Genomic DNA, 20,033 nt, shown 5'->3' with positions numbered 1-20,033 from the left:
AGTCGGACGTCACCTACCGGTCGCCCTGAACCCGCGCGTGCAGATGCTGGTCGTGCCAGCCGTCGGCATGCAGCAGAGCGCTGCGCTGGGTGCCCTCCAGCCCGTACCCGGCCCTCTCCGCCACCCGGCACGACGCCGGGTTCGCCGTGGAGTGGCACAGCCGCAGCCGGTGCAGCCCCAGGTCGTCCAGGGCCCACCGGCCCAGCCGCCGCACCGCGTCCACGGCGACCCCGCTCCCACGGGCCTCGGGCAGCAGCCAGTAGACGAGTTCGGCGGACCCGCCCGCGAGGTCGACGTCGTTCAGCCCGACGAGCCCGAGGGCCGGGCCGTCCGGCCGGGCCACGGCCCACACGGCGCCGGTCTCCGCCCGCCACCGCTCGTGCATGCGAGCGATCCGCTGCCGGGCCTCGTCGAGGCCGCCGACGGTGAACAGGTTCCACTGCCGGATGGCGGGGTCCTGCCCGGCGGCGAGCAGCGCGCCGGCGTCGTCGGGGCTCCAGGGCCGCAGTTCCGGGCCGCCTGTGGTCAGGGGCAGCACGGGCTGCGGCTGCCGGGCCATGCGGCCTGCCGGTACGACGGCGGGTATACCGGAGTTGTCGATCATGCAGGGATGATGGCAGAAGCTCCCTACCGCTGGGGCAGCCGGTGCAGGGTGACGTCCGCGAGCGTGCCGTTGGTGAGGCTCGCGGTCAGGTAGGTGCAGTGGGGCTGGCGCCGGCGGTCGGTCGGTGAGCCGGGGTTGAGCAGGCGCAGGCCGGTCGGGGCGGTGGTGTCCCAGGGGATGTGGCTGTGTCCGAAGACCAGGACGTCGAGGTCGGGGAAGCGGGCGGCGCAGCGGGCCTCGCGGCCCTGGGCGGGGCCGGTCTCGTGGACCACGCCGAAGCGCAGGCCGTCCAGTTCGGCGTACGCGACCTCGGGGAGCCGGGCCCGCAGCTCGGGGCCGTCGTTGTTGCCGTAGACCCCGATGAGCCGGCGGCTGCGGCTCTCCAGCAGGTCCAGGGTGGCGGTGTCGACCCAGTCCCCGGCGTGGAACACGACGTCCACGCGCGGGAGTTCGGCCAGCAGCGGCTCGGGGAGCCGTTTGGCGCGCTTGGGCAGGTGGGTGTCGGACATGAGCAGCAGGCGCACGCCGTCAGCCTAGGCGGCGCGGGAGGTCAGCCGGCGCAGGCCGCGTGCGGCGCCGAGCAGCGCGGCGCCCGTGCCGAGGGCGGTGACGGCGGGGTGCCGGGCCAGGGTCTGCTGCCAGGAGCGGGCGTGGGCGCTGTCGTCGAAGGAGCCGTGGGCGCCCTGGTCCTCGGTGGGGTCCTGGTCCACGGGTGCGAAGAGGTTGTCCAGTCCGGCGGGCGGGACGCGGTCGGTCTGCTGGGAGTCGTAGCCGGTGCGGGCGAGGTAGCGGTCGAGCGGGGCCGGGGCGAGCCGGTTGGCCCAGATGGTGGCCACGGTGGCGGCGCCGACGTAGTACTGCTTGCGGCGCGGGTGGTCGGCCGCGTGCACCACGCCCCGGGCGGCGACCTCGGGCTGGTAGATCGGCGGCACCGGCATGGGGTGCCGGGAGAGCCGCGAGCGGACCCACTCGAACTGGGGGGTGTTGACCGCGGGCAGCTGGACGACGGTGACATGGACGTGGCTGCCGCGGTGCAGCAGTTCCGTGCGCAGGGAGGAGGTGAAGCCGTTGATGGCGTGCTTGGCACCGCAGTACGCGGACTGCAGCGGGATCGACCGCTCCCCGAGCGCCGAGCCCACCTGCACGATCGTGCCCCGGTCGCGGGGCAGCATGCGCCTGAGGGCCGCGCGGGTGCCGTTGACGAAGCCGAGGTAGGTGACGTCGGTGATCCGCCGGAACTCCTCGGGGGTGATCTCCTCGAACGGCGCGAACACGGTGGCGAAGGCGCAGTTGATCCACACGTCGACCGGGCCGAACTCCTTCTCGGCGGCCTCGGCGACGGCCTCGACCCGGGCCGGGTCCGCCATGTCGGCCGGCTGGACGAGGGGGCGTCCGCCGAGGGCCGCGACCTCGTCCGCCGCCGCCCGCAGGCCGCCCTCGCCGCGCGCGACCAGAACGACGTTCGCGCCCCGCCGGCCGTACAGACGGGCGGTGGCGCGCCCGATCCCGGCGCTGGCGCCGGTGATGACGACGGTCGAAGGCATGGTCATCTCCCTTTCTCGCACGGGGGTTTCACACGGTGACCTCACTCCACGCGGTACGGCGCGGCACATTCCTCCACGAGGCTCAGCCCCAGTCCGGGTGCCCCGTCGGCGCCGGGCGCGATGCTGCCGCCGCCGGGGTCGAGGACGCCGTCGAAGAAGAGCCGCTCGATGCGGACGTGGTCGTGGAACCACTCCAGATGGCGGAGGTTGGGCACGGCCGCGGCGGCGTGCGCGTGGGCGTGCGGTGCGCAGTGGCCGGAGACGTCGAGCCCGCGTGCCTGGGCGAGCGCGGCGACCCGCAGCCAGACGGTGATGCCGCAGCACCGGGTGACGTCCGCCTGGAGGCAGTCGACGGCCCCGGCGGCCAGCATGTGCTCGAAGTACGGCAGGGTGTAGCCGTACTCGCCGGCGGTGACGTCCATCGGGAGGCGGCCGCGCAGGTCCGCGAGCTGGGTCAGGTGGTCGGAGGAGACCGGTTCCTCGAACCAGGTGACGCCCCGGTCGGCGAGCGCGTCGCCGATGCGCGCGGCCTGTCCGCCGGTGTAGCCGCCGTTGGCGTCGACGTATAGCTCGACCGCGTCGCCGACGCTCTTCCGTGCGCGGGCGACCCGTTCGAGGTCGCGGTCCTCCCGGCTGCCCCACGACTCGCCGATCTTGATCTTGACGCGGGGGATGCCCTGGTCCTCGGCCCAGCCGCGCAGTTGGCGGTCCTGGTGCCCCGCGTCGTAGGTGGTGAAGCCGCCGCTGCCGTAGACGGGCACGTCGTCGCGGGCGGCGCCGAGCAGGTCGACGAGGGGCAGGCCGAGCAGGCGGGCCTTGAGGTCCCACAGGGCGATGTCGACGGCGGCGATCGCCTGCGCGGCCACGCCGGGCTGTCCGGCGTTGCGCACCGCCCGGCACATGCGTTCGTTCGCGCGCGGCACGTCGAGCGCCGGCAGGCCGGTGACGGTGCCGGCCAGGAGTTCGCGGACGAGGTGGGCGGTGGCGGCCGGGGCGTAGGTGTAGCCGAGGCCGGTGGCGCTGCCGGAGCGCGCGGTGGCCAGGACGAGGGTGGTCTTGTCCCAGGCCAGGGTGCCGTCGGCCTCGGGGGCGTCGGTGGGCACGGTGTAGACGGCGGTGTCGACGCCGTCGACGGTGGGCCGGTCGCTCACGGATGCCTCCTCACGCCCGCCGCCGCGCCGCGAGCACGGCACCGCCGGCGGCGAGGGCGGTGACGGTCGCCGTCGTCGCCCAGCGCGCCGTGCGGGAGGGCTCGGACGGGCGGTCCGCCAGGCGTTCCGGGTGGTCGCTGGGCAGGTTGCCGTCGAGGGCGAGCGCCAGGGCCTCGGCGAGGTGCAGGGCGCGGCGGCCGGTGCCGCCCTCCTCGATCTGCGTGCGGCAGCTGAAGCCGTCGGCGAGGATCAGGCTGTCCGGTGCGGCGGCGCGCACGGAGGGCAGGACGCCCAGTTCGGCGACGGCCATGGACACCTCGTGGTGGCCGCGTTCGAAGCCGAAGTTGCCCGCGAGCCCGCAGCAGCCTTCGTCGAGGACGTCGGCGTCCAGGTGGGCGCGGCGCATCAGTTCCGCGTCGGCGTCGAACTTCATGATGGCGTGCTGGTGGCAGTGGGTCTGCACGGTCGCCTGCCGGGCGAGCTGCGGTGGCCGCCAGCTGTCGGGGGCGTGGTGGACGAGCTGTTCGGCGAGGGTGCGGACCTGTCCGGCCAGCCGCTGCACGTCCTGGTCGGCGGGCATCAGCTCGGGGGCGTCGGCGCGGAAGACGGCCGTGCAGGAGGGTTCGAGGCCGATGACAGGGGTGCCCGCCTCCAGATAGGGGCGGAGCACCGCGAGGGTGCGGGTCAACACCTTCTTGGCGACGGTGAGTTGGCCGGTCGAGATCCAGGTCAGACCGCAGCACACCGGCTCGGTGGGCACGGCGACCCGGAAGCCCGCGTCCTCCAGCACGCGCACCGCCGACTTCGCGATCGCCGGGTGGAAGTAGCTGCTGAAGGTGTCGGGCCACAGGACGACGGTGCGCGGGTCGGCGGGGTCGGGCTGCTCGCGGCCCTGGGACCGCCACCACTGGACGAAGGACTCCTCGGCGAACACCGGTGCCGGGCGTGCGCCGTCCACGCCGGCCAGCCGCTTGCCCGCGCGGGCGAGGCCGGGCGCGTGCAGCGCGGAGTTGACCAGGGAGGGGGCGATCCGGGAGAGCCGGGCCCAGACCGGGAGGTAGCCCATGGAGTAGTGCGCGGCGGGGCGCGTCCGGCCCTCGTAGTGGTGGGCGAGGAACTCGGCCTTGAGGGTGGCCATGTCCACGCCGGTCGGGCAGTCGGACTTGCAGCCCTTGCAGGCCAGGCACAGGTCGAGCGCGTCGCGTACGGCGGTGGAGCGCCAGCCGTCCTCGATCGCGGAGTCGGCGTGCCCGCCGAGCATCTCGAACAGCAGCCGGGCCCGGCCGCGGGTGGAGTGCTCCTCCTCCATGGTGGCCCGGTAGGAGGGGCACATCACGCCGCCGGAGTGGCTGCGGCAGTTGCCGATGCCGACACAGCGCATCACCGCGCGGTTGAAGGAGTGCTCGTCCTCGGGGTAGCCGAAGTGGGTCGGGGAGGTGACCGGGCGCCAGCCGGGGCCGAGCCGCAGCTGTCCGTCGACGGGGTTGGGGCGGACGACCTTGCCGGGGTTCATCCGGTCGCGGGGGTCGAAGAGGGCCTTCAGCTCGCCGAAGGCGGTCACCAGCCGCTCGCCGAACATGCGGGTGAGCAGTTCGCCGCGGGACTGGCCGTCGCCGTGCTCCCCGGACAGCGAGCCGCCGTAGGAGGCGACGAGGTCGGCGGCGCGCTCGACGAAGCGGCGGAAGTCGGCCACGCCGTGGGCGGTCCTGAGGTCGAAGGGGATGCGGGTGTGCACACAGCCCTGCCCGAAGTGGCCGTACAGGGTCGGGTGGTCGTAGCCGAACTCGTCGAACAGGCCCTTCAGGTCGCGCAGATAGTCGCCGAGCCGCTCCGGTGGTACGGCGGAGTCCTCCCAGCCCTCCCAGGTCTCCCGGTCGTCCGGCGGGCGCGCGGTGACGCCGAGTCCGGCCTCGCGGGCCCTGAGCATCTTCTGCTCGCGCTCGGGGTTGTCGGAGAAGGCGACGGTGCTCTCCTTCTCCTCTCGGCCGATGACCCGCAGCAGGGCGTGCGCCTGCTCGTCGACGTCGTCCTGGCTGTCTCCGCTGTACTGCACCATCAGCCAGCTGCCGCCCTCGGGCAGCATGGCGAGCGAGTCGAGGTAGGCGCCCTCCTCGCGCATCAGCTGCGCCATGCGGCCGTCCAGCGCCTCCAGCTGGCTGGGCGAGCAGTGCTCCAGCAGGCGGGGTACGTCGTCGGCGGCGGCGCAGATGTCGTCGTAGCCGAGGACCAGCAGCGACTGGTACGGCGGCACCGGGACGAGGTCGAGTTCGGCGCGCAGGACGGTGACCAGGGTGCCCTCGCTGCCGACGAGCGCCTTGGCCACGTCGAAGCCGTTCTCGGGCAGCAGCGAGTCCAGGTTGTAGCCGGAGACACGGCGCGGGATCTTGGGGTAGCCGCGGCGGATGTCGGCGAGGTACTCGCCGGCGATGCGGTCGAGGCCGCCGTAGAGCTCGGCGAGCCGGCCGCCGGCGGCGACGATGCGGGCGCGCTCGTCGGGCGGCGTGGGGCCGACCCAGGCGCGCTGCCCGTCGTAGGTGAGGATCTCCAGGCCCCGGACGTTGTCGACGGTCTTGCCGTAGGCCTGCGCGGAGGCGCCGCAGGAGTTGTTGCCGATCATCCCGCCGAGCGCGCAGTGGCTGTGGGTGGAGGGCTTGGGCCCGAACTGCAGCTTGTGCGTGGCCAGTTGACGGTTCAACTCGTCCAGGACGATCCCGGGCTCCACCACACAGGTGCGCCGATCGGGGTCGACGGAGATCAGCCGGGTGCAGTACTTGCTCCAGTCGATCACCACGGCGGTGTTGGTCGACTGTCCGGCCAGACTGGTGCCGCCGCCCCGGGAGAGGACGGGGGCGTCGAAGCGTGCGCACACCGACACGGCCCGCGCGCCCGCCTCCACCGTGCGGGGGACGACGAGGCCCAGGGGGACCTGCCGGTAGTTGGAACCGTCCGTGGCGTAGGCGCCGCGGCTGCCGGCGTCGAAGCGGACCTCGCCGTCGACCTCGACACTCAGAGCGGCCTCCAGGCCGGACGTGTCCGGAGGGGTCATCTGCGCTCCCTGGGTTCACCGACGTACTGCGCTGTCCGAGGACCGGCGAGTACCCGGCAATTCGCCAGGCAAAACTGAACAGGGAAACTGAACAGGCACGCTGAACAGGAAAGCTGTGCAGCGGAAACTGGACAGGTTGAACTGGACAGCTTGGACTGTCAGTCGTAGGGTGGCGGCATGGCTGACATCTCCGACTCCGCCGCCCGCGCCGCGCGTGATCTGCGCGTGGTGTTCAGCCGGCTGCGGCGCCGCATCCGCGAGGTCGCGCGGAACACCGACCTCAGCCCGTCCCAGGAGTCTGCGCTCACCCTGGTCGGCAAGCACGGAGCCGCCACGGCCAGCGCACTCGCCGCGGCCGAGGGCGTACGCCCGCAGTCGATGGCGACCACCCTGGCCGCACTGGACCAGCACGGCCTGATCCGGCGCGCCCCCGACCCCGAGGACGGCCGGCGCCAGTTGGTCACCCTGACCGACGCCGGGCGGGCCCGGATCGAGGGCAACCGCCAGGTCCGCGAGGAGTGGCTGGCCCGCGCCTTCCAGGACCGCTACACGGAGGAGGAACGGCAGACCGTACTGAGGGCACTGGAGCTGATGGAACGGCTGTCGCAGCCGTGATACCGAGGCTCACCGGAGACATCGGGAAGGCCACCCGCCGCGCCCCCGCCGGATTCGACCGCCGGCTGATCCCGCCGATGCTGTTCGGTTCGGTCCTCAACCCGATCAACTCCTCGATGATCGCCGTGGCCCTGGTGCCGATCGGCGTCGCCTTCGGGGCCCCGCCCGCCGAGACCGCCTGGCTGGTCTCGGCGCTCTATCTGGCCACGGCCGTCGGACAGCCGGTCATCGGCCGCCTGGTGGACATGTACGGCCCGCGCAGGCTCTATCTCGCCGGTACGGCCCTGGTCGGTGTGGCCGGTCTGCTCGGCGCGCTCGCACCCTCGCTGGGCGCGCTCGTCGCGGCGCGGGTCCTGCTGGGCTTCGGGACGTCGGCGGCGTACCCCGCGGCCATGCGGCTGACCCGCAGCGAGGCCGAGCGCACCGGGCAGGACAGCCCGGCCGGGGTGCTGGCCGCGCTGGCCGTCGCCAACCAGACGGTGGCCGTCGTCGGGCCCGCGCTCGGCGGCCTGCTGATCGGCCTCGGCGGCTGGCGCGCCGTGTTCACGGTCAACGTGCCGCTCTCGGCGGTCTGCCTGGTGCTCGGCACCCTGCGGCTGCCCCGGTCCGAGACCCGGCGGCGGGCCGTGGACCTGCCCGGCATGGCGCTGTTCGCGCTGCTGCTGGTCGCGCTGATGCTGTTCCTGATGCACCCGTGCGCCGACCGCTGGTGGCTGCCGGTGCTGTCGGCCGTCGCCGCCGCCGGTTTCGCCGTGCGCGAGCTGCGGGTGCAGGACCCGTTCATCGACCTGCGCGTCCTCGGCGGCAACGGACCGCAGCTCGCCACCTACCTGCGGCAGTTGCTCGCCTACACCACCTCCTACGCCTTCATGTACGGCTACACGCAGTGGCTGGAGCAGGGGCGCGGGCTCGGCGCCTCCACCGCGGGGCTCGTGCTGCTGCCGCTGTCGGTGTCCGCGCTGATCGTGTCCTCGCTCACCGGACGCCGGGAGGCGGTGCGCGGCAAGCTGATCGTCGGCTCCGCGCTCCAGGTCGCGGGCTGCGCCCTGCTGCTTCTCGTGCGTGCCGACAGCGCGCTGTGGCTGCTGCTCGCGGTCGGCACGCTGCTCGGCCTCCCGCAGGGACTGATCGGGCTGGCCACGCAGAACGCCCTGTACCGGCAGGCCGATCCGGAGCGGATCGCCTCTGCGGCCGGGCTGCTGCGGACCTTCAGCTATCTCGGCGCGCTGGGCGCGTCCGCCGCCACCGCGGGGTTCTACCCGCACCGCGCCGACACGGCCGGGCTGCACAGCCTGGCCCTGTTCATGCTCGCCGGCTCCGCCCTGCTGCTGGCGACGACCCTGCCGGACCGGTCCCTCGGCCGGCTGGGCACCACCACCCCCTAACCATCGGAAAGGCCTGACCGACTCATGTCGCTCACCACGCTCGACCCCCGTACCGCCCTCGTCGCGATCGACCTGCAGAACGGCATCGTGGGCATGCCCGTCCAGCCGCACGCGGCCTCGGACGTCGTCTCCCGCACGGCCGAACTGGCCGAGGCCTTCAGGTCCCGGAGCCTGCCCGTGGTCCTGGTCCGGGTCTCCTTCGCGCCCGACTGGGCCGACGCCGTCCCCGGCCGCACCGAGCGCCAGGCGCGCGGCCTGTCCTTCCCCGAGGGCTGGGACATCGTCGTCGACGAGCTGTCCGGCCACCCCGGCGACATCCCCGTCACCAAGCACAACTGGAGCGCCTTCCACGGCACCGACCTCGACGTCCAGCTGCGCCGCCGCGGCATCACCCAGATCGTGCTGACCGGCATCGCCACCAGCATCGGCGTGGAGTCCACCGCCCGCGACGCCTACGCCCACGGCTACCACGTCACCCTCGCCACCGACGCGATGGCCGATGCCGACGCCGAGGCGCACGCGAACAGCGTCGAGCGGATCTTCCCGCGGCTCGGCGAGAGCGGTACGACCGCCGAGATCCTGGAGCTGCTCGCCAAGACCCACGCCTGACCCGGCCCGGTCCGGCCCCTTGTCGTGGGGGTGCCCGCACCTCCGCGCGAGGGGCCGGGTTAGCATTCGGCCACGCCCACCCGTGCCACCGAGGCAACGGGAAGCGAACAGAGGGGGCTTGGAGCCGGATGCCGGTCAAGGTCAGCGTCATCGTCCCCGTGTACAACCCGGGGCCGTACATCGAGGACTGCATCGCCTCGCTGCTGCGCCAGTCGCTGCCTCCCGACGCCTACGAAGTGATCTTCGTGGACGACGGCTCCACCGACGCCACCCCGGCCCGGCTGGACGCGCTCGCCGCCGAGCACCCGCACATACGCGTCATCCACCAGGAGAACTCCGGCTGGTCCGGCAAGCCCCGCAACGTGGGCATCGAGGCCTCCCACGGCGAGTTCGTGATGTTCGTCGACAACGACGACCGGCTCGGCGACGAGGCCCTGGAGCGGATGTACGACTACGGGGTCGCCAACAAGGCGGATGTCGTCGTCGGCAAGATGGCCGGAAAGGGCCGGCCGGTGCCGGTGGAGCTGTTCCGCCGCAACCATCCGCACGCCACGGTCGCGAACGCGCCCCTGATCGACAGCCTCACCCCGCACAAGATGCTCCGGCGCTCCTTCCTGGACCGCACCGGCCTGCGCTTCCCGGAGGGCCGGCGGCGCCTGGAGGACCACGTCTTCATCACCGAGGCTTATCTGCGCGCGGACAACGTCTCGGTGCTCAGCGACTACGTCTGCTACTACCACCTCAAACGCGACGACGCGTCCAACGCCGGCTTCCAGCGCTTCGACCCGGCCGGCTACTTCCACAACCTCCGCGAGGCCCTCGACGTGGTCGAGCGGTACACCGAACCGGGCCCGCTGCGCGACAGGCTGCTGCGCCGCTGGCTGCGGGTGGAGATGGTCGAGCGGATGAGCGGGCGCCGGCTGCTGGCGATGCCGGACGACTACCGGCGCGAGCTGTTCAAGGAGATGCACGCGGTCGTCGTCGAGCGCTTCGGTCCCGGGGTCGCCCCCGGGCTGCGCCCCGGCCAGCGCGTCGTCGCCGCGCTGATCCGCGAGGACCGCTACGACGACCTGGTCGCCTACGCCGAGTGGGAGGCCGGGGTGCGGCCCCGCGCCGTCCCGGCCGGCGTCGCCTGGCGCGACGGCACCCTGCGCATCGACCTCACCACCGAGTACACCACCGCGCAGGGCGAGCTGACCGTCCCGGCGAACGCCCCCGCGCCCCCGGCCGACGGCGCGCCCCGCGATCTCGCCGAGGCCGCGTCCTGGCTGGCCGCGGCCGCCGGGGACGGTTTCGACAGCGCCACCGTCGACCTGATCGTGCGCGACCGGGAGAGCGCGGCCTCCTTCTTCCAGCCGGTGGAGGTCACCCGGGAACGGGTTCCGGCCGAGGACGGCGGCACCCGGCTGGTGCTGCGCGCCACGGCCACCATCGACCCCGCCGAAGCGGCCGGCGGCGACCCGCTGTACGGCGGCCTGTGGGACCTGTACGTGCGGGTCGGGCTGGGCGGCTGGACCAAGGAGTGCCGGCTGGGACCCTCCCCGGCGCGGGGGCCCGCGCTGCCGCAGGCCGGGATCGTCGCGGACCGGGTCGTCCTGCCGTACTGGACGAAGCAGTACCGCAACCTGTCCCTGGACGTGGACCGCGCCGCCAAGTCCCTCGGACTGCACCGGCTCACCCCGGCGGACGCGGCGGTCTCCGACGCCGAGACGCTGACCGTCGCGCTGCCGCTGTACGTCCCCGACCGCACGCAGGCCACGCTCCGCCTGGCCGGCGCCTCCGGCCGGACGGTGGACCGGCCGGCCGTGCTCACGCCCGCCGACGGCGTCCACGCGCTGCTGGCGGCCGATCTGCCGCTGGGCGAGCTGCGGAACGCCCTGTGGCGCACCGAACTGCGCCTGGCCGGCGGACGGACCCTGAAGCTGCCCCTGTTGCTGCGGGTGGGCCGCACGCACGGCGCCGTCGAGGTGGTCCGCCCGTCGCCGCCCGGTATGCTGCGCCGGCTGCTGCGCAGGGCACGGCGCCTGCTCGGCGAGCTGCTGGGAACGCGGACGACCACGACGACACGGAGGACATGAGGCGTGCGGCAACTGGGGATCGGCGACGCCTGGGTGCTGGAGCCCCAGGTGTTCCCGGACGACCGGGGAAGCTTCCACGAGTGGTACCGGGGCGCGGAGTTCCGCGAGGCCACCGGCCATGACCTGGGCCTCGCCCAGGCCAACTGCTCGGTGTCCCGGCGGGGCGTGCTGCGCGGCATCCACTTCGCGGACGTGCCGCCCGGCCAGGCCAAGTACGTGACGTGTGTGCGCGGAGCCGTCCTCGACGTGGTCGTGGACATCCGCGTCGGCTCCACCACCTACGCGCAGTGGGAGGCCGTACGGCTGGACGAGGACACCCGGCGCGCGGTGTTCCTCGCCGAGGGGCTCGGGCACGCCTTCATGGCGCTCACCGACGACGCCACGGTGGTGTACCTGTGCTCGACCGGGTACGCGCCGAAGCGCGAACACGGGGTGCATCCGCTCGATCCGGCGCTGGGCATCGCCTGGCCGGAGGGCATCGAGCCGGTGCTGTCGCCGAAGGACGCCGAGGCGCCCTCGCTGGCCGAGGCGGAGCGGTCCGGGCTGCTGCCCACGTACGCGGACTGCTCCGCCCACTACCAGCGACTGCGCTCAGGGCAGTTCAGCGGCTGACGGCGTACGGAGCCAGCGCGCGGCGCAGCGGCTCCCAGCCACGGGCGCGCTTGGTGCCCCGGTTGCGGGCCGCGACCAGCGCCTTCCAGAAGCCGGCGGCGAGGAACTCCTCGGGCTTGACGGCCGTGGTGCGCCCCAGCACGGACTCGGGGACCTTCTGCGGGTCGGGCACCTCGAACTCCGCGATGATCTCGTCGTACTTGTCCTGCAGGACGGTGTTCTCCGGGTCGGCTCCGAAGACCACCAGCTGGCCGGTGGGCGCGGTGTCGGCCAGGACCGTGACGAGGTCGGGGCGGTGGCGGTTGAGGATCTCGATCAGCTTGTAGACGTCGCCGGTCCAGGCGTTGGTGTGCCGGTCGCGGGCCGCCTCGTCGACGTTGCGCGGCAGCATGTCGTCGAAGACGATCACACTGGCCCAGTCGGAGTGCTTCTCGACGTTGATGAAGTCACGCAGCGCGTACTCGAACAGGTGCATGCCGTCGATGAACGACAGGTCCAGGGTGGTGCGCCGCCAGTAGCCGAACGGGCTGCGGTTGCGGGCGAGGTTGCGCACCGGGTGACGGCCGCCGCGCAGATGCGCGAGGGGGTTCTCGCGGGCGAAGAAGTCGTCGCTCGTCGCCTTCGCCAGGTGCACGTCGCAACGTATCTCCGTGACCACCTTGAACGCGGGGTCGATCGCGATGCTCGGTACCCGGGACAGCGTCAGACTGCGGCCGTCGTTGACGCCGATCTCCAGGTAGTTGCGGTTCGCGCTGACCTTGTGGAGTTCCCGCAGGAACTCATGCCGTTTCACTGGGACATCTCCTTGCGGATGTGGGGCAGTGCTTCGTGCAGGGCGGAACGCCAGTCTCTGAGCGGTGCCAGACCGGCCGCCCGCCACTGTTCGTGGCCGAGGGCGCTGTAGGCGGGCCGGGGCGCGGGCCGGACGAAGGCCCGGCTGTCGGTGGGGCGCACCCGGTCCGGGTCGGCGCCGGCCAGCCGGAACACCTCGCGCGCCAACTCGTACCAGCTGGCCTCGCCGGAGGCGGTGGCGTGGAAGACACCGTGCGCGCCCGCGTCGGGGGAGATCCTGGGACCGAGGTCGGCGATCCGGGCGGCCACGTCCGCGCTCCAGGTGGGCTGCCCGCGCTGGTCGTCGACGACGTCGACGGTGTCGCGGGTCGCCTCCAGCTCCAGCATGGTGCGGACGAAGTTCCGGCCGTGCACGCCGTACAGCCAGGCGGTGCGCACCACGGCGGATCCGCCGGGGACTTCGGCGAGTACCGCCTGCTCCCCGGCGAGCTTGGTGCGGCCGTAGGCGGTGCGCGGGGCCGGCGGATGGTCCTCGGGGTAGGGAGAGGTCCGGGTCTCGCCGGAGAAGACGTAGTCGGTGGAGACGTGGATCAGGCGTGCGCCGCGCTCGGCGCAGGCGCGGGCGAGCAGCCGGGGCCCCTCGCCGTTGACGAGCAGCGCGCGTTCCTCGTCGGTCTCCGCGGCGTCCACGGCCGTGTAGGCGGCGCAGTTGACCACGATGTCCGGCCGGTGCTCGGCCAACGCCTTGTGCACGGCGGCCGGTTCGGTGATGTCGAGGGCGGCGCGGCCGAGGCCCGTGACCTCCTCGCCGCGCCCGCGCAGTTCGCGCACGGTGTCGTGGCCGAGCATGCCGCCCGCACCGGTGACCAGCCACCTCATCGCGCGCTCCGCCGCTTCAGGGGCTCCCACCAGTCCCGGTGGTCGCGGTACCAGGCGACGGTCTCGGCGAGCCCGGCGGTGAAGTCGCGGCGCGGGCGGTAGCCGAGTTCGTCGCGGGCCTTGCTCCAGTCCACCGAGTAGCGCAGGTCGTGACCCTTGCGGTCGGTGACGTACTCGACCCGGTCCCAGCCGGCGCCGCACGCGTCGAGGAGCAGTCCGGTCAGCTCCTTGTTGCTCAGCTCGGTGCCGCCGCCGATGTTGTAGACCTCGCCGGGGCGGCCCTGGGTGCGCACGAGGTCGATGCCGTGACAGTGGTCGTCGACGTGCAGCCAGTCGCGGACGTTGCGGCCGTCGCCGTAGAGCGGGACCTTCAGGCCGTCGAGGAGGTTGGTGACGAAGAGCGGGATGACCTTCTCGGGGAACTGGTGGGGGCCGTAGTTGTTGGAGCAGCGGGTGACCCGGACGTCCAGGCCGTGGGTGCGGTGGTACGCCAGCGCCAGCAGGTCGGAGGAGGCCTTGGAGGCGGAGTACGGCGAGTTGGGCGCGAGCGGGTGCTCCTCCGGCCAGGAGCCGGTGTCGATGGAGCCGTAGACCTCGTCGGTGGAGATGTGCACGAACGGGCCGGTGCCGTGTCTGAGGGCGGCGTCCAGCAGGGTCTGGGTGCCGAGGACGTTGGTGCGGACGAACTCGCCCGCGCCCTCGATGGACCGGTCGACGTGCGACTCGGCGGCGAAGTGCACGACCTGGTCGGCTTCGGCCATCAGCTTGTCGACGAGGGCGGCGTCGCAGATGTCGCCCTGCACGAAGTCCAGCCGGGGATGGCCGGAGGGGAGGTTGGCGAGCGTGCCGGCGTAGGTGAGCATGTCCAGCACGGTGAGGCGGGGCGCGTCGGGTGATTCGTCGGCGAGGAGCATGCGGACGTAAGCGGAGCCGATGAACCCGGCGGCGCCGGTGACGAGGAGGTTCATGAACGGATCTGCACCTTGCTGTGGTCTCCGAGGACGAGTCGGTGGGCACTGGGTACTCCGGCCGCCGGGGTGACCTCGACGTGCCGGCCGATCAGCGAGGACTCGATCCTGCCCACGCCGGTGATGGAGGAGTCCCGCAGAACGATGGAGAACTCCAGCTCGCTGTCGACGATCCGGCAGTTCTCCGCGATGGAGGTGTAGGGGCCTATGTAGGAATCGCCGACCACGGTACCGGCGCCGACGACGGCCGGGCCGACGATCCGGGAATTGGTGATCTTCGCGCCTTCCTCGACGACCACCCGGCCGACGGTCTCGGAGGCGTCGTCCACCTCGCCGTCGATGCGCCGCTCCAGGCGCTCCAGGACGGTCCGGTTGACCTCCAGCATGTCGCCGACGTTCCCGGTGTCCTTCCAGTAGCCGCCGATGACGGTCGACCGCACGTCGGCGCGCGCGTCGATGAGGTGCTGGATGGCGTGGGTGATCTCCAGCTCGCCCCGCCAGGACGGCTGCACGGCGCGTACGGCCTCGTGGACGGCCGGGGTGAAGAGGTAGACGCCGACCAGGGCCAGGTCGCTCTTGGGGTGCTCGGGCTTCTCCTCCAGGCCGATCACCTGACCGGACGCGTCCAGTTCGGCGACTCCGAAGGCGCGCGGGTCGGGAACGCGCGTGAGCAGGATCTGCGCGTCGGGACGGTTCGCGCGGAACTCCTCGACCAGCGAGCGGATCCCGCCGACGACGAAGTTGTCGCCGAGGTACATCACGAAGTCGTCGTCGCCGAGGAAGTCCCGTGCGACGAGGACGGCGTGCGCGAGGCCGAGGGGGCGCTCCTGGGGGATGTAGGTGACGTCCAGGCCGAACTTCGAGCCGTCGCCGACAGCTTCCTCGATCTCGGCCGCGGTGTCCCCGACGACGATGCCCACCTCGGTGATGCCGGCTTCGGCGATCGATTCCAGGCCGTAGAACAGCACGGGCTTGTTGGCCACCGGTACCAGCTGTTTCGCCGAGGTGTGCGTGATCGGTCGCAGCCGGGTGCCGGAGCCGCCGGAGAGCACCAGAGCCTTCATTCGCCACACCCTAACGGTGATCGTCCGGATCAGACCTTTGTTTGTATGACCGGATTCTTGCGACGGTGTGGCCCTGATGTCGACGGAACGTTACCGCAGTGGTGTTCGCCCGGTCTCCGAGGCGGGGTTGCCGGGCTCGCTCAGTCCTCGCCCCGCACGATGTTGTCGTCCTGCGCTGTGGCCTGCCGCTGCTCGGATCCGCGCTCCAGAACAGCGGGGAGACAGGTGCGCACCCCCCGGTCACGCCGCCGGAGAGCCTTCGCCCAGCCGGTCTCGGCATGGGGCAGGGGGGCGGACTTGTCACTGGCATGCGGGGTCACGGCGACCATCTTCCTTCTGCGTTCCTGCGCCGGCCGGGACCGGTCCGCCGGTCCCGGCCGGCCTGTGTGCGAGAGATTTCCGGGTCCCCGCGCCGGTGCGCCCGCAAACGCGCCCGCCGGCTCAGGTCCGGCCGCCGCCCCCGCCGCCGAAGGATCCGCTGGAACCGGGCGACCAGCGCGGACGGCGCTGGTCGTCGGCGCGCCGGGAGCGGACGTTGCCGACCTGGTACGGCGTGAGCCGCTCGCTGTCGTCCGCGGCGCGGGGCACCTCGTCGGGTTCGCGCATCTCACGGATCTCGTGGACGGGTCCGGTCGGCGGCATCCGGGGCTGCTCGTCGGGTCGCGGCGGGGCCGGTTCGCGCCGGCGCACCTGGTAACCGAGCCGGAAGGCCCACAGCAGTCCGGCGACGCAGGCGACCCCGGCGAGCAGGATGAGGACGTACCCGAACACCTGGGCGCCCGGAGCGGCTGTGTACATGGCGGAGTTCATGGCCGTCGGGTACCCGGCCGAGCGGCGGATACGACACCGGCGGTGAGGGCGTGGCGCACGGGAGGGCCCAGGTCACGGGGAGTAGCGTCAACCAGGATGACGGAACTACCGGAAATGCCGGACACCCACGAGGTCGTCGCGCGCTACACCGCGCCCGCCCCGCGGCCCGGCCGGACCCTGCTGCGCTGGGCCTCCACCGCCGACCACAAGGTGATCGGCCGGCTCTACATGGTCACGGCGTTCTGTTTCTTCCTGCTCGCCGGACTGCTCGCCCTCGGGATGCGCGCGGAACTCGCCCGGCCGGGTCTGCAGTTCCTGAGCCAGCACGGCTACAACCAGTTCTTCACGGTGCACGGCACGATCATGATGCTGCTGTTCGCGACCCCGATGTTCGCCGGGTTCGCCAACGCCGTGATGCCGCTGCAGATCGGCGCGCCCGACCTGGCCTTCCCGCGGCTGAACGCGCTGTCGTACTGGATGTACCTGTTCGGCGGCCTGATGGTGGTCTCCGGCTTCCTGGTGCCGGGCGGGGCGGCGCCGTTCGGCTGGTTCGCCTACGCGCCGCTGAACAGCGCCTACTTCTCCCCCGGCGCGGGCGGCGACCTGTGGGCGATGGGGCTGGTGGTCTCGGGTGTGTCGACGACGCTCACCGCGGTGAACTTCATCGCCACGATCCTGTGCCTGCGCGCACCGGGCATGACGATGTTCCGGATGCCGATGTTCACCTGGAACGTGCTCTTCACCTCGATCCTGATCCTGCCCGCGTTCCCGGTGCTCACGGCGGCGCTGCTGGCGCTGGAGGCGGACCGCAAGTTCGGGGCGCACGTCTTCGACGCGGCGGACGGGGGCGCGCTGCTGTGGCAGCACCTCTTCTGGTTCTTCGGGCATCCCGAGGTCTACATCGTGGCGCTGCCGTTCTTCGGGATCATCTCGGAGATCATCCCGGTGTTCTCCCGCAAGCCGCTGTTCGGCTATCTGCCGATGATCGGGGCCACGATCGCGATCACCATGCTGTCGGCGGTGGTGTGGGCGCACCACATGTTCGCCACCGGCGCGGTGTTGCTGCCGTTCTTCTCCATCATGTCGTTCCTGATCGCGGTGCCCACGGGCATCAAGTTCTTCGCGTGGATCGGCACGATGACGAACGGCTCGGTGTCGTTCGAGACGCCGATGCTGTGGTCGATGGGCTTTCTGGTGTCGTTCCTGCTCGGCGGGCTGAGCGGGGTGCTGATCGCCTCGCCGCCGCTGGACTTCCATCTGACCGACAGCTACTTCATCGTGGCCCATCTGCACTATGTGCTGTTCGGCACGGTGGTGTTCGCGATGTTCGCCGGCTTCTACTTCTGGTGGCCCAAGTTCACCGGCAAGATGCTGGACGAGCGGCTCGGCAAGGTGCACTTCTGGCTGCTGTTCCCGGCGTTCCAGCTGACCTTCCTGGTACAGCACTGGCTCGGCGAGGCCGGCATGCCCCGCCGGTACGCGGACTATCTGCCCGAGGACGGCTTCACGCTGCTCAACTCCCTGTCGTCGGCGGGCGCGTTCCTGCTGGGCGTCTCCACACTGCCGTTCCTCTACAACGTGTGGCGCACCGCCGCCAAGGGCGAGAAGGTCACCCTGGACGACCCGTGGGGCTGGGGGCGCGGCCTGGAATGGGCGACCTCCTGTCCGCCGCCCCGGCACAACTTCGTGGCCCTGCCCCGGATCCGCTCCGAGTCCCCGGCGTTCGACCTGCACCATCCGGAGATCGAGAGCCCGGCCGGAGAGGAGCCGGCGCGATGAAGGCCGAGGCGATGCTGTTCGGCGGGGTCGCGGCGTTCTTCGGCGGATCGGCGGCGCTGTACGGGGTGTGGTCGAAGGACGAGACGGGCACGGTGGTGCTGGTCGTGGCCTGCGCGATGGCCGCGCTGGTGGCGTTCTTCTGCCTCATCCAGTACCGGCGCCGGGGCACCCGGGCGCAGGACCGCACCGAGGCGGAAGTGGCCGACGGGGCCGGGCCGGTGGCGTTCTTCCCCGACGAGAGCCTGTTTCCGATCGTCACCGCGCTGGGCTTCGCGCTGACGGCGACCGGCGTGGTCTTCGGCCTGTGGCTGTTCCTCATCGGTCTGGGCGTTCTGGCGCGTGGGGTGTTCGGGATGGTGTACCAGTACGCGCACCGGTGAGGGGTCTGTGCGGGGCACCGGGCCGGAACGTCTGCGCGGGCTCGTGATCGGTCTCGTAGCCGCCGGTGACGCTCTGCCGGATCTCGCCGGTGGGCACGCCCTCGGCCAGCCGCTCGTTCTCGGCCGCCGTCAGGGCCCGGCACAGCCACCGGGTGACCAGGAAGGCGAGGACCGGCGCCACGACGAAGGCGACGCGCAGCACCCAGGTGATGGCGTTGACGGAGACGTGGAAGGTCTGGGCGATGACGTCGTTGCCGCCGGCCAGCAGCAGCACGCCATACCAGACCGTGCCCGCCACGCCCAGGCCGGTGCGCACCGGCCGCTCGCGGGGCCGGTCGCACAGGTGGCGCTCGGCCCACCACTCTCCCGTCAGCCGCTGTTCCACGAACGGGTAGGCGTACAGGACGGCGAACAGCAGGCCGGGCAGGACGACCGCGGGAAGCAGGACGTTCCACATGAGGGTGTGTCCCGCGATGTTCGTCTCCCACGGCGGGACCAGCCGCAGGGCGCCCTCCAGGAAGCCGACGTACCAGTCGGGCTGGGAGGCGGTGGAGACCTGGTCGGGGCGGTAGGGGCCGTAGTTCCACACCGGGTTGATCTGGGCGACGCCGGCCAGGAGCACCAGCACGCCCGCGACGATGACGGCCAGGCCGCCGGAGGAGCCGGTGAACTGCGGGAAGAACGGCTTGCCGACGGCGTTGCGCTGGGTGTGGCCCGGTCCGCGCCACTGGGTGTGCTTGAGATACACCACCAGCATCAGGTGCACGGCGACCAGCGCGAGGAGGGCACCCGGGAGCAGCAGGATGTGCACCGGATACAGCCGGGTGATGATGTCGTGGGACGGGTACTGGCCGCCGAAGACGAAGAACGCCACGTACGTGCCGACGACCGGGATCGACAGCATGATGCCCTGCGCGATGCGCAGGCCGGTGCCGGAGAGCAGGTCGTCGGGGAGCGAGTAGCCGGCGAAGCCCTCGGCGAGCGAGACCGCGAACAGGGTCACGCCGATCACCCAGTTCAGCTCCCGCGGCCGGCGGAAGGCGCCGGTGAAGAAGATCCGCAGCAGGTGCGCGCCGATCGCGGCGACGAAGACCAGCGCGGCCCAGTGGTGGGTCTGCCGCATCAGCAGTCCGCCGCGCACGTCGAAGCTGATGTACAGGGTGGAGTCGAAGGCGGCCGACATCCGCACTCCCTGCAGCGGCGCATAGGGGCCCGTGTAGACGACCTCGCGCATCTCCGGCTGGAAGAACAGGGTGAGCCAGATCCCGGTGACGATCAGCACCAGGAGGCTGTACAGGGCGAGTTCGCCGAGCAGGAAGGACCAGTGGTCGGGGAACGCCTTGCGCAGCAGCGGGCCGCCCTCGATGACGGGCAGCCGGGCGTCCGCTGCGTCGACGAGCCGCTCGGCGCGGCGGCCGGCACGGCTCATGCGTCCTCGGGCTCCGCCGCCGCGCGAGCCACCTCGGCCTCCACCTCGGGGCGCGGCCGGCCCGTCTCCCTGGCGAACTCGCTCAGCGCGGTCTGCACGTCCCGGTCCAGGTCACGCCAGGCCCGCAGCGCGGTCTCGTACGTGCCCGACTGGGCGCCGGTCATCCGCCGCTCGGCCGGCGGGCCGTAGGCGTCCCGCAGTTCCTCGACCGTGGCGTGGGCCGCGTCGGCCGCGCGCTGCTTCTGCACGAGTTCGTCGAAGGTATGAGCCACACCAATCGACCCTAGG

20 protein-coding genes are annotated in these 20,033 nt (G+C 72.2%); 7 read left to right on the top strand and 13 right to left on the bottom strand.

Annotation, left to right across the window (positions count from 1 at the left end):
• Positions 1-13: 13 nt before the first annotated feature.
• Genes ACQPXS_RS42010 through ACQPXS_RS41990 form a run of 5 tightly spaced genes read right to left on the bottom strand, consistent with a single transcriptional unit; the run spans position 14 to position 6,345 of the window.
• Positions 14-604 carry a GNAT family N-acetyltransferase gene (locus ACQPXS_RS42010; RefSeq protein ID WP_433454756.1) on the bottom strand — a complete coding sequence of 197 codons (591 nt, stop codon included), beginning with the start codon at positions 602-604 and terminating at the stop codon, positions 14-16.
• A gap of 23 nt (positions 605-627) precedes the next feature.
• A complete protein-coding gene (locus tag ACQPXS_RS42005) occupies positions 628-1,128 on the bottom strand; it encodes a metallophosphoesterase family protein (RefSeq protein ID WP_433454755.1) in 501 nt (166 codons plus the stop codon).
• A 9-nt stretch (positions 1,129-1,137) separates the two neighbouring features.
• The gene (locus tag ACQPXS_RS42000; protein WP_365325087.1) at positions 1,138-2,148 is read right to left on the bottom strand and encodes an SDR family oxidoreductase; all 1,011 of its coding nucleotides are present in this window, start codon (positions 2,146-2,148) and stop codon (positions 1,138-1,140) included.
• 41 nt (positions 2,149-2,189) lie between these two features.
• Entirely contained in the window at positions 2,190-3,299 is a 1,110-nt protein-coding gene (locus ACQPXS_RS41995; RefSeq protein WP_433454754.1) for an enolase C-terminal domain-like protein, read from the bottom strand.
• Between the two features lie 10 nt (positions 3,300-3,309).
• Entirely contained in the window at positions 3,310-6,345 is a 3,036-nt protein-coding gene (locus ACQPXS_RS41990; protein WP_433454753.1) for an FAD-binding and (Fe-S)-binding domain-containing protein, read from the bottom strand.
• 177 nt (positions 6,346-6,522) lie between these two features.
• On the opposite strand from ACQPXS_RS41990, the gene ACQPXS_RS41985 reads away from it, so the two are divergent.
• The 5 genes from ACQPXS_RS41985 (at position 6,523) to rfbC (ending at position 11,644) form a co-directional block, all read left to right on the top strand.
• Positions 6,523-6,960 carry a MarR family winged helix-turn-helix transcriptional regulator gene (locus tag ACQPXS_RS41985; protein ID WP_433454752.1) on the top strand — a complete coding sequence of 146 codons (438 nt, stop codon included), beginning with the start codon at positions 6,523-6,525 and terminating at the stop codon, positions 6,958-6,960.
• Entirely contained in the window at positions 6,957-8,345 is a 1,389-nt protein-coding gene (locus tag ACQPXS_RS41980; RefSeq protein WP_433454751.1) for an MFS transporter, read from the top strand. Before ACQPXS_RS41985 ends, ACQPXS_RS41980 begins: the two co-directional genes overlap by 4 nt.
• Before the next feature lie 24 nt (positions 8,346-8,369).
• Complete coding sequence (locus tag ACQPXS_RS41975) at positions 8,370-8,954, top strand: hydrolase (protein ID WP_433454750.1); 585 nt, start codon at positions 8,370-8,372, stop codon at positions 8,952-8,954.
• A 128-nt stretch (positions 8,955-9,082) separates the two neighbouring features.
• Positions 9,083-11,032: a glycosyltransferase family 2 protein gene (locus ACQPXS_RS41970; RefSeq protein ID WP_433454749.1), complete on the top strand. Its 1,950-nt coding sequence runs from the start codon at positions 9,083-9,085 to the stop codon at positions 11,030-11,032.
• A 3-nt stretch (positions 11,033-11,035) separates the two neighbouring features.
• Positions 11,036-11,644 carry a dTDP-4-dehydrorhamnose 3,5-epimerase gene (gene rfbC, locus ACQPXS_RS41965; RefSeq protein WP_433454748.1) on the top strand — a complete coding sequence of 203 codons (609 nt, stop codon included), beginning with the start codon at positions 11,036-11,038 and terminating at the stop codon, positions 11,642-11,644.
• Here rfbC and ACQPXS_RS41960 read toward each other — a convergent pair.
• The 6 genes from ACQPXS_RS41960 to ACQPXS_RS41935 all read right to left on the bottom strand — a co-directional run bounded on the left by ACQPXS_RS41960 (position 11,634) and on the right by ACQPXS_RS41935 (position 16,157).
• A complete protein-coding gene (locus ACQPXS_RS41960; RefSeq protein ID WP_433454747.1) occupies positions 11,634-12,437 on the bottom strand; it encodes a class I SAM-dependent methyltransferase in 804 nt (267 codons plus the stop codon). The genes rfbC and ACQPXS_RS41960 overlap by 11 nt on opposite strands.
• Entirely contained in the window at positions 12,434-13,315 is an 882-nt protein-coding gene (gene rfbD, locus ACQPXS_RS41955; protein WP_433454746.1) for a dTDP-4-dehydrorhamnose reductase, read from the bottom strand. The genes ACQPXS_RS41960 and rfbD overlap by 4 nt, the downstream gene beginning before the upstream one ends.
• Positions 13,312-14,283 (bottom strand): dTDP-glucose 4,6-dehydratase, encoded by a 972-nt coding sequence (rfbB, locus tag ACQPXS_RS41950; RefSeq protein ID WP_433454745.1) that lies wholly within the window; start codon positions 14,281-14,283, stop codon positions 13,312-13,314. Before rfbB ends, rfbD begins: the two co-directional genes overlap by 4 nt.
• Positions 14,280-15,347: a glucose-1-phosphate thymidylyltransferase gene (locus ACQPXS_RS41945; RefSeq protein WP_433454744.1), complete on the bottom strand. Its 1,068-nt coding sequence runs from the start codon at positions 15,345-15,347 to the stop codon at positions 14,280-14,282. Before ACQPXS_RS41945 ends, rfbB begins: the two co-directional genes overlap by 4 nt.
• 140 nt (positions 15,348-15,487) lie before the next feature.
• On the bottom strand, positions 15,488-15,676 hold the full coding sequence (locus tag ACQPXS_RS41940) for a hypothetical protein (protein WP_356315687.1): 189 nt from the start codon (positions 15,674-15,676) through the stop codon (positions 15,488-15,490).
• A 112-nt stretch (positions 15,677-15,788) separates the two neighbouring features.
• Complete coding sequence (locus ACQPXS_RS41935) at positions 15,789-16,157, bottom strand: DUF6479 family protein (protein ID WP_356315684.1); 369 nt, start codon at positions 16,155-16,157, stop codon at positions 15,789-15,791.
• A 96-nt stretch (positions 16,158-16,253) separates the two neighbouring features.
• Between ACQPXS_RS41935 and ctaD the strand changes: the two genes are divergently transcribed.
• Positions 16,254-17,936 (top strand): aa3-type cytochrome oxidase subunit I, encoded by a 1,683-nt coding sequence (ctaD, locus tag ACQPXS_RS41930; protein ID WP_433454743.1) that lies wholly within the window; start codon positions 16,254-16,256, stop codon positions 17,934-17,936.
• Positions 17,933-18,316 carry an aa3-type cytochrome oxidase subunit IV gene (gene ctaF, locus ACQPXS_RS41925; RefSeq protein WP_390679999.1) on the top strand — a complete coding sequence of 128 codons (384 nt, stop codon included), beginning with the start codon at positions 17,933-17,935 and terminating at the stop codon, positions 18,314-18,316. The genes ctaD and ctaF overlap by 4 nt, the downstream gene beginning before the upstream one ends.
• Here the strand turns inward: ctaF and qcrB are convergent.
• Together qcrB and ACQPXS_RS41915 are read right to left on the bottom strand one after the other, a co-directional pair.
• Positions 18,252-19,745 (bottom strand): cytochrome bc1 complex cytochrome b subunit, encoded by a 1,494-nt coding sequence (qcrB, locus tag ACQPXS_RS41920; RefSeq protein ID WP_433454742.1) that lies wholly within the window; start codon positions 19,743-19,745, stop codon positions 18,252-18,254. The two genes, ctaF and qcrB, sit on opposite strands and share 65 nt — an antisense overlap.
• Positions 19,742-20,017, bottom strand: a complete 276-nt coding sequence (locus ACQPXS_RS41915) for a hypothetical protein (protein ID WP_356315675.1) — start codon at positions 20,015-20,017, stop codon at positions 19,742-19,744. The genes qcrB and ACQPXS_RS41915 overlap by 4 nt, the downstream gene beginning before the upstream one ends.
• Between the last annotated feature and the right edge of the window lie 16 nt (positions 20,018-20,033).

The organism is Streptomyces sp. CA-142005 (assembly GCF_050942335.1).
GTDB lineage: Bacteria > Actinomycetota > Actinomycetes > Streptomycetales > Streptomycetaceae > Streptomyces.
Note: the sequence above shows the minus strand (reverse complement) of the source record. Positions and strands in the feature narration are given on the sequence as shown.

Bases quoted from the DNA above. Each gene is read 5' to 3' on its own strand.
- ACQPXS_RS41970 (WP_433454749.1), top strand. From the start codon at position 9,083: ATGCCGGTCAAGGTCAGCGTCATCGTCCCCGTGTACAACCCGGGGCCG.
- rfbD (WP_433454746.1), bottom strand. From the start codon at position 13,315: ATGAGGTGGCTGGTCACCGGTGCGGGCGGCATGCTCGGCCACGACACC.
- ACQPXS_RS41990 (WP_433454753.1), bottom strand. From the start codon at position 6,345: ATGACCCCTCCGGACACGTCCGGCCTGGAGGCCGCTCTGAGTGTCGAG.
- rfbB (WP_433454745.1), bottom strand. From the start codon at position 14,283: ATGAACCTCCTCGTCACCGGCGCCGCCGGGTTCATCGGCTCCGCTTAC.
- ACQPXS_RS41935 (WP_356315684.1), bottom strand. From the start codon at position 16,157: ATGAACTCCGCCATGTACACAGCCGCTCCGGGCGCCCAGGTGTTCGGG.
- ACQPXS_RS41975 (WP_433454750.1), top strand. From the start codon at position 8,370: ATGTCGCTCACCACGCTCGACCCCCGTACCGCCCTCGTCGCGATCGAC.
- ctaF (WP_390679999.1), top strand. From the start codon at position 17,933: ATGAAGGCCGAGGCGATGCTGTTCGGCGGGGTCGCGGCGTTCTTCGGC.
- ACQPXS_RS41985 (WP_433454752.1), top strand. From the start codon at position 6,523: ATGGCTGACATCTCCGACTCCGCCGCCCGCGCCGCGCGTGATCTGCGC.
- ACQPXS_RS42010 (WP_433454756.1), bottom strand. From the start codon at position 604: ATGATCGACAACTCCGGTATACCCGCCGTCGTACCGGCAGGCCGCATG.
- ACQPXS_RS42000 (WP_365325087.1), bottom strand. From the start codon at position 2,148: ATGCCTTCGACCGTCGTCATCACCGGCGCCAGCGCCGGGATCGGGCGC.
- ctaD (WP_433454743.1), top strand. From the start codon at position 16,254: ATGACGGAACTACCGGAAATGCCGGACACCCACGAGGTCGTCGCGCGC.
- ACQPXS_RS41945 (WP_433454744.1), bottom strand. From the start codon at position 15,347: ATGAAGGCTCTGGTGCTCTCCGGCGGCTCCGGCACCCGGCTGCGACCG.
- ACQPXS_RS41940 (WP_356315687.1), bottom strand. From the start codon at position 15,676: ATGGTCGCCGTGACCCCGCATGCCAGTGACAAGTCCGCCCCCCTGCCC.
- qcrB (WP_433454742.1), bottom strand. From the start codon at position 19,745: ATGAGCCGTGCCGGCCGCCGCGCCGAGCGGCTCGTCGACGCAGCGGAC.